General features: G+C 47.6%; 12 protein-coding genes. 4 read left to right on the plus strand and 8 right to left on the minus strand.

Features of this window, described 5'->3' with window-relative positions; genetic code table 11:
• Window positions 1-80: 80 nt before the first annotated feature.
• Complete coding sequence (locus tag F1379_RS16560; RefSeq protein ID WP_150271752.1) at window positions 81-1742, minus strand: cellulase family glycosylhydrolase; 1662 nt, start codon at window positions 1740-1742, stop codon at window positions 81-83.
• Between the two features lie 245 nt (window positions 1743-1987).
• On the opposite strand from F1379_RS16560, the gene F1379_RS16565 reads away from it, so the two are divergent.
• The gene (locus F1379_RS16565; protein WP_150271754.1) at window positions 1988-2899 is read left to right on the plus strand and encodes a glycerophosphodiester phosphodiesterase family protein; all 912 of its coding nucleotides are present in this window, start codon (window positions 1988-1990) and stop codon (window positions 2897-2899) included.
• 76 nt (window positions 2900-2975) lie between these two features.
• Here the strand turns inward: F1379_RS16565 and F1379_RS16570 are convergent, their stop codons facing one another.
• The 6 genes from F1379_RS16570 to F1379_RS16595 all read right to left on the minus strand — a co-directional run bounded on the left by F1379_RS16570 (window position 2976) and on the right by F1379_RS16595 (window position 9793).
• Window positions 2976-4685 (minus strand): alpha-glucosidase, encoded by a 1710-nt coding sequence (locus tag F1379_RS16570; protein WP_150271756.1) that lies wholly within the window; start codon window positions 4683-4685, stop codon window positions 2976-2978.
• A 105-nt stretch (window positions 4686-4790) separates the two neighbouring features.
• Entirely contained in the window at window positions 4791-5147 is a 357-nt protein-coding gene (locus tag F1379_RS16575) for a YxeA family protein (RefSeq protein WP_150271760.1), read from the minus strand.
• A gap of 26 nt (window positions 5148-5173) precedes the next feature.
• Window positions 5174-7108, minus strand: a complete 1935-nt coding sequence (locus tag F1379_RS16580) for an FtsX-like permease family protein (protein ID WP_150271763.1) — start codon at window positions 7106-7108, stop codon at window positions 5174-5176.
• Window positions 7095-7880: an ABC transporter ATP-binding protein gene (locus F1379_RS16585; RefSeq protein ID WP_150271765.1), complete on the minus strand. Its 786-nt coding sequence runs from the start codon at window positions 7878-7880 to the stop codon at window positions 7095-7097. The genes F1379_RS16580 and F1379_RS16585 overlap by 14 nt, the downstream gene beginning before the upstream one ends.
• Before the next feature lie 168 nt (window positions 7881-8048).
• On the minus strand, window positions 8049-9095 hold the full coding sequence (locus F1379_RS16590) for a sensor histidine kinase (RefSeq protein WP_150271767.1): 1047 nt from the start codon (window positions 9093-9095) through the stop codon (window positions 8049-8051).
• Window positions 9096-9109: 14 nt separating this feature from the next.
• A complete protein-coding gene (locus F1379_RS16595) occupies window positions 9110-9793 on the minus strand; it encodes a response regulator transcription factor (RefSeq protein WP_150271770.1) in 684 nt (227 codons plus the stop codon).
• A 232-nt stretch (window positions 9794-10025) separates the two neighbouring features.
• Here F1379_RS16595 and F1379_RS16600 point away from each other — a divergent pair, with 232 nt between their 5' ends.
• Window positions 10026-10496, plus strand: coding sequence for a DinB family protein (locus F1379_RS16600; RefSeq protein ID WP_162551187.1), 471 nt, complete (start codon window positions 10026-10028; stop codon window positions 10494-10496).
• Between the two features lie 42 nt (window positions 10497-10538).
• Window positions 10539-10988, plus strand: coding sequence for a YdeI/OmpD-associated family protein (locus F1379_RS16605; RefSeq protein ID WP_150271774.1), 450 nt, complete (start codon window positions 10539-10541; stop codon window positions 10986-10988).
• Between the two features lie 1114 nt (window positions 10989-12102).
• On the opposite strand, the gene F1379_RS16610 is transcribed toward F1379_RS16605, so the two are convergent.
• Window positions 12103-12423 carry a Mu transposase C-terminal domain-containing protein gene (locus F1379_RS16610; protein ID WP_162551188.1) on the minus strand — a complete coding sequence of 107 codons (321 nt, stop codon included), beginning with the start codon at window positions 12421-12423 and terminating at the stop codon, window positions 12103-12105.
• Between the two features lie 135 nt (window positions 12424-12558).
• On the opposite strand from F1379_RS16610, the gene F1379_RS16615 reads away from it, so the two are divergent.
• The gene (locus F1379_RS16615) at window positions 12559-12900 is read left to right on the plus strand and encodes a helix-turn-helix domain-containing protein (RefSeq protein WP_150271779.1); all 342 of its coding nucleotides are present in this window, start codon (window positions 12559-12561) and stop codon (window positions 12898-12900) included.
• Window positions 12901-12987: the final 87 nt, after the last annotated feature.

Consider the following 12987-nt stretch of genomic DNA (forward strand, 5'->3'; position numbering starts at 1 on the left):
GCCTGAGGCCAAAGGTAAAAGGCAAAAGGCGCCCATGAGGCGCCTTCGTTACGTTTCTTAGTGCTGCCTGTATACGAGGATCAGGGCTCCACACCGGATATCAATACGCCGTTACGGTATACCGTGATCCGGCTGTTCGCGGCAAAGCCGGTCAAAGCCGGGGCGAAGGAGTAGTCATTGGCCTGGCTGTAGCCGGACCAGTCGTTCTTATGGATGCGGAACTGGATATCCCCGCTGTTCCCGGAAGCCGCCAGGGTGCCTGCACCGGCTTTAAAGGAGAACTCCGCATACGTATCCGCACCGGTCACTGGCGTGCTAAGCGGGACAACGGTAGTGGTAATATTGGCTTTGCCAATCGCAGCATAATCAATTTCTACTGTTTGGCCGGTAGTTCCTTCACTGGTATACCAGTAGCGGACGGTGAGCTCACTCAGCGGAATGGCGATACTGGAGGAGCTGGTGAGCCGCAGATCGGCCCGGATCGAATTGGTGGCGCTGCCGGTATCGCCGACCCGGTAGAGGGGAGTGACGGCGATCGTTACCGGGCCCGGCTCACCGCCGGGAGTATTGCCGATGGGCGTAAACGTAACCGGCTTCATAATGCGGTCCAGCATCGCCTGCTTGGGCGCGTTCCAGGTGACCCAATCATCAAGCAGCAGGCCGCCTGTGTCGCCGCTGTTCGGATTGAGGCTCCAATAGGTCCAGTACAGCTGATTCGTGCCGATATAATCGACCAGCGCATTTTGCCATTTGCCTTCTACCGATGCGGTATCCACACTGCGGCCGCCGAATTCACCGGCGATCAGCGGGGCGATCCCTTCCTTGCTGATGTATCCCCAGGTGGCATCCCACAGCGCCGGCATGTTGGCCGGGAAGGCAGGGTCGCTGAACCAGGTCTGCGAGGCGACGCCGGGACCGTAATCATGCGGTGAATATACCACTTGATTCGGCACATTCAGCACAACCGGATAATTGCGCACCCCGGTCAGATTGCCGCCCCACCAATACCCGCTAGTATTGCCTTGCACATTCTTCTCGATACCCTCGACGATGATCAGCCAGTGCGGGTTAACTGCAAGAATCGCATTGCCGGCGCGCTGGGCGGCAAGCCGCCAATCGGTGGCGAGCACGCCCGTGCCCCAGCTGGCGTCGCCGTGCGGTTCATTGTGCAGATCCGCACCGATGACCACCGGATTCCCGAGATACCGCTCCGCAAGCATGACCCAATCGCTGATCCAGCGCGATTCCGGATAGGCAGCCGTATACCACAGCGCCGACTGGCCGCCGGAGTCCGGACGGTGACGGTCCAGGAAGATGCGGATGCCGCGTTGGCCCGCTTTTTCGATCAGCTTATCCATAATTTCAATCGGCTTCAGACCTATCAGGTCTGGATTCTTGGCGTAATCGATGCTGTTCGCCTGGGAGCCTGCATCAAACATCTGACTGCAGAAGGGCAGCCGGATGAGGTTGTAGCCTTCAGCCTTCACCTGATCGAGCACATCATCCATGGAGCGGGACCATAAGCCGTGGGGAGAATAGTTGGCTGTCTCGAATCCGAACCAGTTAAGCCCGTTGAACACCGCCGCTTGACCCGATGCATCTACAATCCTGTTGCCCGAGGTGTGATAATAGCCTTCACCGCCGGCCGCGCTTGTACTGCTGTTGCCGGAATAAGCAGCAATACCCGCCAGCAGTACGCCTGCTAATAAGACCTTGGCCAGCTTCCTGAAGCCAAACAACATAGTTGTTCCTCCTTCAATCGAATGGGATAAAGTCAGACTGTATATCTTACGAAGGAAGAGTAAACGTATTCACACAGAGGTGCCTCTAATTATGGCAAAATAACAAATTATGGTTTTTTCAGATGGTGCATTTTGTGATGGGCCAATCAGCCGGGAGAAAAATATAGAATTTGTTCAAACCAGCTGTTAATATAATAAACATGTAATTTACATCATCAGAATCCATACCGAATGAGGACTACAGAATGGCAAAAGTAAACATCCGAAAGATTTATTTTATCGGCATCCATGTTTTATTGGTTATATTCGTATTTACGACGCTGTATGTTTCGTTTCCCTGGATACGGGTCAAGGTGAAAGAGATTATCGACCCCGCAGAGCGGGTCTATACCATCGCCCACCGGGGCGCTTCCGGCTATGCTCCAGAGAATACGATGCCGGCCTTCGCGCTGGCGCTTGATATGAAGGCAGATTCGGTAGAGCTTGATATTCATTTAACCAAGGATGGCATCCCGGTTATTATTCATGACGACACGGTAAACCGGACGACGGACGGGAAAGGGTATGTCAGAAATATGACTCTGCAGCAGATCAAGCAGCTTGATGCGGGCACCTGGTTCAATGAGGCGTATCCGATGTTTGCCCGTGAGAGTTACGCCGGCATTCCCGTTCCTACACTGGAGGAGGTCTTCGAGACCTTTGGCAAGGACCTTCATTATGTTCTGGAGATCAAGGCTTCCAAGACGGACCGGATGATGGAGCCCGTTATCAATGAGCTGATTACCAAATACGATCTGGAGGATGAGGTGGCGATTCATTCCTTCAGCGCCTCCAGTCTGCGTAGGTTCCATCAGATCAATCCTGAAATTCCGCTGTACCAGCTCATCTGGTACGACAACACGGCAGCCAGAGTATCGGAATCCTATTTGGCAGATGTAAAAACCTATGCTGTCGGCATAGGCCCGAACTTTCAGGGCATCAGTTCAGCATATGTGGCACAGGTTAAGCGTTCCGGTCTAAAGGTTATCCCGTACACAGTCAATTATCAGGTGAATATGGATAAAGCTTATATGTGGGGCGTGGATGGGGTATATACCAATTATCCCGACCGTTTTCTGGAGGTCATCGAGACCAACCGGGAGAATGCTAACTGGTGACATCAGATATCTATAATAGCGAAGCACACAAAGGACCTTCCTGCAGGAAGGTCCTTTGTGTGTAGCTGTGTGGAATTTATGCTGACCCATGGCTTAATCGCTGATAGATTAAACCTTCATAGGGCTTCAGTGTACCCGTTCGATGACAGCGGGGTTTACTGACGTCCGTGTCATTCCCGAACAGGAAGGAGGCGCCTTCGAGCCGCGCGGCAGCTTCCTCCGGCAGCTCCCAGCGGGCTTCTTCACCGGAGAAATTGAGCAGGATAAGCCATTCTTCATCGTCGTCGTACCGCCGGTAGGCAAATATCTGCTCATGCTCCTCCAAGAGTACGTCGAACTCCCCGTATACCATCACAGGATGCTCTTTACGCAGGCGGATCAATTTTTTGTAGCAATGAAATACGGAGTCGGGATCATCCTGCTGGACCTGCAGATTTACTTCCCGGTAATCGGGATGGACCGGCAGCCAGGGGCGTCCGGACGTGAACCCGGCATGCGGGCTATCATCCCACTGCATGGGGGTACGTGCATGATCCCGTGACTTCTTCCGGATTCTCTCCATAATAAGCTCCTCGGGTTCGCCCCGCTCCAGGACCATCACATCATAATAAGCGTGGGCCTGCTGTTCGTTGAAGTCCTCAATCCGGGTCAGGCCGGGATGGTTAGTCATCCCAAGCTCTTCACCCTGGAGGATAAATGGGGTGCCCTTCAAGGTATGCAGCATAATAGCCAGCATCTTGGCGGATTGTACACGGTATTCGCCCTGATCCCCGAAGGTCGCCACCATGCGGGGCTGATCATGATTGCTCAGGTACAGGCCAAACCAGCCGCCGGGACCTCCGACATCGCGCTGCCATTTCAGCATCACCTTGCGCAGATCGTGTAAGGTCCAGTCTTTGCTCTGCCACTGATCCTCTTCGGCATCTGCGAGCTTGGAGGCTTCGGCAGACAGCACCATGCTCAGTTCACGCCGCTCCGGCTTCGTGTACAGGAGCACGTCGTCATCTGTGACCTGCGAAGTCTCGCCTGCGGTGAAGATCTCATACTTCGAGAATACCTTATCGTTCATTTCACGCAAAAATTCATGAATCCGCGGGCCGTTCTTCGTATAAGGCTCGCCACTGGCCTGAAGCTTGGTCTCTTCCGTATCCGGGAAGCGCTGATCCTTCGAGAGCGAGTTGACCGCATCCATGCGGAACCCGTCAATGCCTTTATCCAGCCAGAAGGTGATAACCTCATGCATTGCCGCCCGCAGCTCCGGGTGATCCCAGTTCAGATCGGGCTGCTTCGCATTATATAAATGCAGGTAGTAATCGCCGGTTGCTTTGTTGTAGGTCCAGGCAGGCTTGCCCAGATAGGAGGTCCAGTTATTCGGAGGGCCGCCATCTTCCGCAGCCGGACGCCAGATGTAGAAATCGCGGTACCGGCTGTCCCGGGACGACCTGGCGTCTATGAACCAGGGATGTTCGTCGGATGTATGATTCAGCACCAAATCCATGATCAGCCGGATATTCCGCTTATGCAGCTCCTCCAGCAGCTGCTCCCATTGCTCCATCGTCCCGTATTCGGGCTGAATCTGCAAATAGTCTTTAATATCATAGCCATTGTCCACATTGGGGGATACATAGATAGGAGAGAGCCAGACTGTATCGATTCCTAGTTCAGAGAAATAGTCTGCTTTCGAGATCAGGCCCTTCAAGTCGCCAATCCCGTCTCCGTCGCTGTCTTTGAAGCTGCGCAGATAGACTTCGTAGATGACACTTTCTTTCCAGTATATTTTGTGCATAGGCTGCTCCTTTCTCTATCTTTCTCCCAGTTCATTACCCGAAATAACTGACCTGAACTCTGGAAAGCATGAATAGAGAAGGGAGCGCCTAAAGCATGTAAGATCCTATTGTGTACTCAGCGCAGATAATGCATAGGCTGGAATTTCCTCCTCTTGGATCAGGGTCCACTTCTTCGTATAGGCGCCCTTGGCAAGCACTTCAGCATACCTGTTTGGGTCCAATTCTTTGCTGGAAGAGAAGGTGATTGTCTTCTTCTGGCCTTGCTCTGTGTAGCCAGTCAGGTTATATCTGTAGCGGGTACCTGTATGCTTAAATTCAGCTTCTGCCGGTTTATTGATTACAACATAGACATACTCTTCCTTGTAGAGCGGATTGAACTGATCAAACTCCCGCTTAAAGGTTAAATATAGAACGGAGCAGGCAACCAGTGCGATCAGCAGTGATATTATTGTTTTTTTCATATGGGAAACCTCCAGAAGAATAGTAGTTACAACAACAGGGCCTTATTAACGACTTGCCGGTAGTAACCGAGAGTGAAGAGCGCGAAAAGAATATAAATGGCGGCATATACTCCAACCGAAATTATCGTAGGGATGGTAATGTCCGAAATAATCATGAACGAAGCCGCCCTGACAGCGAAGAAGGAATGGAGCATGCCAATACACAGCGGAAGAAGAAATACAACCATTTGCTTTCGCATAATCCCTTTCATGATCATCTTCTCGTCAAAACCGAGCTGGCGCAGCGTTCTGAAACTCTGTTTTTCCTGTTCTGCCTCGGTCATCTGTTTGAAATACAGAATGCTGCCGGTAGAGGCAAGAAACGAAAGACCCAGAAAGGCAGCTATAAAAATAAGCAATCCGCTAGTTTGAAGCGTTGTTTGGTAAGAAGAATAGAAATCGGTTGCTGTATACTGATCCGGTCTGTATTTCTCATACAGGGAGGAAGCTAATGCAAGCTCTGCTTGGTCTGATATAAGATACGCAGCGATCTGTACCTTTTCAAAATGCTCCGTACCGGACATTCTTCTCGCAATCTCATCCAGCGTGGCTTCGGATACTGCAAGCTGTTTGCCGGATATATCGAAATTCACGAGATTCTCCACCTTCAGTTCCTTTAATACATAGCTCTTGGTCTGACTCTCAGACTGCAGATCAATCAGGGTTGGATACCGCCCGGATAAGTCAATGTCATCATATGCATTCTGTGCCCATGCATCGTATTCTACTGCCTCGCCAAAGGCCGGGACGGAGAGCTGCCCCCCGGCTCTTTGCAGCTGTTCAGCCGGAAGCCATAATAAGCTGCCTTCTCTGGAGTCCGCTGGATCAAGTGGGTTATGAATAACTCCGGTTGTGCGGACCGCTTCGACTGTGTAGTGTTTGAATGGAATCCCGCTACTCTCCAGATCAGCTGTAAACGCCTGTGCATCCTGCGGATTGTTCTCAAAGGTGAAGTCATAAGGAATCGCCATACGTGTATCTTGCTCAGCCGAGTAGTAAAAGGAATAAGCCATGGTAACCAGGGTGATTGTCAGCGCCGATAACACAGTAATCAGGGTGAGCGAGTTGGCATTTCCTTTCATCCGGTGCATCAGCGGAGCAAGCGACAGGCTGTTATACAGGCCAAGATGTCCGTTCTTACGTCTACGGAGCCACGTGAAGCACCATCGAATCGTTACACGGAACAGGATATAGGTTCCTGTTATCGTTGCGGCCATGACCAACAGCGCATTCATGACCAGCTGTTCATCTACCATACGGCCCGATAACTCATACCCATACCCGATAAGCACAATACCAAGCACTGCATAGATGGCAGTAAGAATAGTCGGAGACTGACTGGATAGGTCAGGCTGCCGGTCTGCCTGGAATAAATGCAGCAGCGTGCTGCGGTAAATCATCGTGATGATTTGAACGGATGTAATAACAGCGACTAGGATAAAGACGAATGTGGTCTCGATCGCTGCAGGCAAAGAAAAGTCTATAGCGGGCATGCCGTCCAGATGGAGCAGCTCCAATAAAATCAGGACAAACAGACGGGATATAAGCGCTCCGCAGAGAATCCCGGCGAACAGGGCCCCTAAACCGAGCAGCAAATTCTCCATGAGCAAATAACGGGCCGCCCAGCCTTTCGACAGACCGATGAGCTGGTACAAGCCGATCTCACGGCTGCGCCGCCGCAGAAAGATCCGGTTTGAGGACATGGTGAAGATTCCGATAATCACAACAAGCAGAACTGCTGCCGACTGAAACGCGGCCGAGAAGTTTACACTTGATTCGAGCAGCCGCTGAACCTGCGTGTCATGCTGCAGGGAAGCGAAGACGAAGAAGAGACTCATACTGAAAATCAAAGCGAAGAAATATAGATAATATTGCTTCACATTTTGCCGCATGCTGCGGAGGGCTAAATCAAATACCGTCAATATGATCCCCTCCTAACACCGCCTGGACATCAATAATATCCTTAAAGAAGGATTGCCTGGATTTCTCCCCGCGGTACAGTTCGGAGTAAATCTTTCCGTCCTTCAGAAACACCACACGGTTACAGTAGCTGGATGCGACCGGATCATGTGTGACCATGATGATCGTAACCCCTCTGTTCCGGTTCACCTCATCCATGACTGACAATAACGAAGAAGCGGATTTGGAATCCAGTGCACCGGTTGGTTCGTCTGCAAAGACGATGGAAGGCTGATGGATAAGGGCACGTCCGGCAGCGGTGCGCTGCTTTTGTCCTCCGGATATTTCGTAGGGGTATTTATGGGCCAGGTCCCGGATACCCAGCACCTCTGCGATTGCTGTGAACTCGCGCTCTGCCCGCTGCTTGCTGATTTTGCCAAGAGACAGGGGCAGGAGAATATTCTCCTTAACCGTCAACGTATCCAGCAGGTTATAGTCCTGAAAGATGAATCCCAGTTTATTCCGGCGAAAAGCGGAAAGGGCAGCGCTGCTCATGGTAGAAATATCTTCGTTGTCGATGAAGATCGCACCGTCCGAGGCTCGGTCAATGGTCGCAAGGACGTTAAGCAGTGTCGTCTTCCCGGAACCGGAAGGACCCATGATCCCAACGAATTCTTTACGTAGAACCCGTAAGTCAATCCCTTTCAGAACCTGCTGGGCACCGCCTTTTGAACCATAGGTTTTATGAACATTGCGGGCGTGTAATACGGTCTCTTGTTCGTTCGACTCCTTCATGCAAGTACCTCCCAAGTTGATTTGTAGCTTAAGTGTACGATTGAATCCCTGTCCTGTCGCATGTTTTGGGTGACGGCAGGGAAGGGGAAGGTGACAAATTTGTCAGGTCAAAGAAGATATACTTACTTATCTTGTAACAAAAAAACAGCCAAGCTCAATCTTGACTGTTTATAACGGGATATGTTCTTCTTGTCCTCTCCGGATCATTTCGAAGGCATTAGGCTCAGGAAAAGCCATTCGCATCGCCGTGCCTTGCGGCTGATCCGGCAGAACCTTTAGTGAAATTCCTATTTTACCTGCCACGGTCCGGGCAAGATAGAGTCCGAGCCCGGTAGCGGCGTTATGGATTCTTCCATTCCCGCCGGTGAAGCCCTTATCAAAAATACGCGGCAGGTCATGCGGCGGTATTCCCGGACCTTCATCCATCACATCCAGGATGACCCTCTCTCTGTCCGTCACATCCGTCAAGAAAGTGATGGTCTTACCGGAGGGACTGTATTTAATGGCGTTGGTCAGTAACTGCCGGATGATGAAACGGCACCATTTGCGGTCCGTAACGACGATGGCATCTTTACCCTCAATGCTGACGGCCAGGTTCTTCTCCATACACCAGGGGGCGAGCTCCCGGATTTCTTCTGCGGCAAGACGTTGTATAGAGATCCGTTCAAGGACGTAATCCGATTCCAGCGCAGGAAGACGGGTCATATACAGCTGGCGGTCAATGAGCAAATGAATCCTCAGCCATTCGGCTTCGAGCTTCTGCTGACCCGGTATACGCGGATGGGAGTCCAGAATCAGTTTCATGGCGGTGAGAGGGGTCTTGATCTCATGAATCCAGGCGGCAGTAAATTCATTTTCTATTAGCTGGGCTTCCTTACACTGAGAAAGCTTCTGTTTAAACTGGTAGTAGGCCTCTCTTAGAACGTCGTTCGTGATCTTATCCATGTCCAGCTCCGGTTCGGGAAGACGCTGAAGCCAGTCGGAAGACAAGTCTTCCTTCATGTTCGCAAGAGCTGCTATATATCTGGTTTCTTTCCTGGAACGCCATAAGATGAATACAAGAAACAGAATGCAGTAGAGCATATTCAAGTATAGGAAAGAGGTAGGTGCAACGCGCAATCCTTGATCGAGCAGGATCAGTAAATCGGTCAAACCCAGCAAAACGGTAAACAGCATGATCCAGCTCTTTTTGGAGACGATGTATCGGATAAACATATAACCTATGCCTCCTATAATGTAATGGCCATATAACCCATTCCCTTCTTAGTCACAATGCCGTCCGCTAGACCAAGCGGTTCTAATTTTTGTCTCAGGCGGGTGATATTCGCTGTCAGGGTGTTGTCGTTCACAAACTGCTCATCCTCCCATAATTTACGGATCAAGTCATGGCGCGAGAGTACAGTATTGTTTGCCTTCACGAGTGCCATTAACAAAAAGAATTCGTTTTTGGTCAAATCTGCTTCTTCTTCAGATCTGCGGATAACCCCCCGTTTTAAATCTATCAGGGCCCCGTTCCATTCGAGAACATCTGTTTGCCCCTCGCTGTAAGCGTAGGTTCTGCGGAGAATCGCCTGAATTTTGGCAAACAGTACATTCGTATGAAAGGGCTTCTGAACAAAATCGTCCGCCCCCATATTCAGCGCCATGACCATATCCAAGGGGTGATCACGAGAGGATAAGAAAATAATCGGTACCTCGGATACGGAACGAATCTCTCTGCACCAATGAAAGCCGTCAAATTTGGGCAGGGTAATGTCCATAATAACAAGATGGGGCTGCTCATCAAGAAATGAATGCATGACCTCGTCAAAATGTTCAGGCTTCGTTACCCGAAACGCCCAGGCCTCCAATCCGGCTCTTAAGGCTTCAAATAACGCATGATCGTCTTCAACTACAAATATCGTAAACTCCATAGAGTGAACCTCCTTGTGCTCAGTTGTCCCGGTTTCTGTTAAAGCAAACTAAAATTAAGTATACCAAATGACTACTGAGTCTGTTAAATGGGGGAAAGGGTGACATTGCTAAATTCTCAATTGAGAAATGATTCACAAATTAGCCAAGACCGATGCAGAGAATGAGCAGGTTTTGTTTGTTAATAACAGAATATATTAACATTTCCACATGCCCTGAATGGAGTTGATGGTAATGAGTGACCAAATGGTAGCCGTCTTAAGAAGACAGTTCGAACCTACACTGGAAATGCTGAAGCAGCTTATCGAAGCATGCCCGGATGATCTGTGGAGGGAGGCCAAGTCAAAGTACTGGAAGCAGGTATTTCACGCTACAACCAGTATGAAATTTTGGTTCAGGCAGCAGAAGGATGAAGCATTCATCATTCCTGATTTTGGAAGAGATATAACAGAAGCCCTGGATGAGGATTGCTCTGACTATCCTACGAAAGAGGAAATGACGATTTACGTGGATGAAATAACGGAGATGGCCCAGGCGTTCTTAGATAATCTTACTGACGATAATGTACTGGAACCATGTGCTCTGTTCGAAGAAATAACCAAAACGGATGTCATCCTCATGCAAATCCGGCATGTACAGCATCATATAGGCTACTGCAACAGTATATTGAATACTCATCACCTGGAAGCGGTCAAGTGGGTATGAGCGGCCAAGATTGACATCCTTATTAAGAGGAGTGCTGTATACATGGTTTATGAATTTGATAGCGAGATTAAAATGCTGGAAGGTAAAATGAAATGGAAGGTTGTCTATTTTCCATATTCGGCCAGTGAAGCATTTGGCACCAACGGTAAAGTGCCGGTGCAAATCTCCGTCGACGGGCATGAGTTCGACCATACCTTGCTGCCGTCCAAGAATGGGCATTATCTTGTATATAACGAATTCATCCGCAGAGTAGTACATAAGGAACTCGGTGACAACCTTCATGTCATGCTTAAAAAGTGTGAGGAAGAGCGTAATGTTGTTGTGCCGGAATATATTGCATCACTTCTGGAAGGGCACCAGGTTCTAGGTGTATTTCTCAACCAGCCTGATTACATAAAGCGAGAGCAGATCAACCATATTGAATTGGCTAAGAAGGAAGAAACCAAGAATAACCGAATCCTGGCTTTAACGAAAAAACTTAAAGAAAAATAATTCTGCTTCATCCCAACCGCATAGCATGCACCTTATCTAAGGTCCCGTAATCTGATTGTGGAAGGGAGGATTGCGGGATTTTTGCATGGGAAACCCGATCAAAGAATAGCACGATGAATTAAATGCTATAATATGGAAAATAATTAATAATATAAGAGGGAGGCGCTAACGAAGAAATGAATGGTCTTGTGATCAAATATAAAGCTGTTAACAGGTTGAACCTTACGTAACCAAGCTGCTCATAAAAGATTGCTCAGAACCGGCTGGATCATTTAACTTGTAAATTTTAACGGCAAATCAGGTTTTACGATAAATCAGGTAATTGGATTATAGATCAGATGAATTCATGACTGGACATAAAATTGGATTGATGACATGAATTATTTAGGCTTAAAAAGCATTAAGCTAAATATTATGTAAGTCAACAAAGTTGAATTTGATACTGTATATGATATTGGATTAAAGCGAAATTAGAAAAAGTTAAAGAAACAAAAAAATGAAAATAGAAATAGTCCAAAAAGATAAGTAACTGTATGTAACCGAATAAACAGGTATTCAGCAGCTTAAATTAGCTTAATCCAAGCGGGTCCATATCATTTACTTAGTACTGTTTCACAAAACCCGTATTTTGTACATATGTATTAGGGTTGGAAAAAGCCTCTACCGACCGTGCTTTTTATTAACACATGTCGGAGGACAAGAACATAGTCCCTTGTAGGACAAGAACTTGGTCCCATTGCCGATTAATCCCCTATTTTGGCCACAAAAAAACAACTCACTCGAGTTGTTTTAATAATCATGCTTCTTTATATATGAACTAACGTAATTAATCAGTTCATAATTTTTTGGATATTCGATGGATATCCGTGCCGGTACGTAGGATTTCATTTTTGAAATAGCTCTCTTTTTTCTTAAGCTATGATTCGGGCATTGATGGTCAACGATTTTTGTGTCGATTGTATTCTCATAATACATCATAAGGTTTATTCTTTTAGCACTCATAACATTAACCTATCGAGGCTGGTCGCCAACCAGTAAGAATTCATTACTTGTATCGAATTGCTGATGCCCTCAAAATTTCTATACATGACTTAATGCCCTGAGTAGGTTATCTCTACTCTTTGCTGTCTCCCTTCAGCCTGGTTTTCAATAATTGAACCGCTTCAAAATATAACTTTTGGATATCTGAATTAATCTTATGATCGCTCAAATTTATTGCGGAAGCATTTATTACTTGATATAGATGTAATATATATATTTCTGAAACATCTATAGGATCGTAAATAATGGGGACCTTCCACTCCCCTTTTTTTAGTGCTCTTTCAAACCAACCAAGCTGAATCATCTTACCGTTTGTATAGTATAAATCATTAAATTTAATTCCTTTAGCAGTTATATAAGCTACACTAACTTCCAAACGCTCTGTTATTTGCACGTCCATCACCTCATTAATACTATCGCCAAATCCGAAATAAATGATACGTAAAAATATTATTTATATCAAATGACTTATATACATACATGTATCGCTTCTTCCCCATTGTTTACACTTACATCAAGAGGTGTAACAATGGAAACTTCCGTAATGAAGAAGATAGGACAGCGTGTCCGTGATATCCGGAAATCAAAAGGTTTGTCCCAAGAACAGCTGGGTGAAAAGGCCGGCTTTCATTTTTCCTACATAGGCGGCGTCGAGAGAGCAGAAAAAAATATTACCCTAATCAATTTAATTAAAATTGCTGACGCATTAGAGGTACCTATTATCGATCTGTTCTCCTATACAAGACATCAAAAATCAGTGCTAAATGAAAAAGACATCTTGTTAAATCAATTGGTTGATATCCTGATGAGTTTAAAGAAAAGCGATCTTCGCAAAGTCCAACTATTCTTAGATGAGTTTTTCGAAAAATAGAAGTATGCCGCAGCCTCGCTCTGGGTTGCGGTTTATTTGTTTATAAATATGGGAATGAATTCCTAATAAATGTTAGGAGGGATTTTC

It is taken from the genome of Paenibacillus tepidiphilus (assembly GCF_008635795.1).
Taxonomy (GTDB): domain Bacteria; phylum Bacillota; class Bacilli; order Paenibacillales; family Paenibacillaceae; genus Paenibacillus_AQ; species Paenibacillus_AQ tepidiphilus.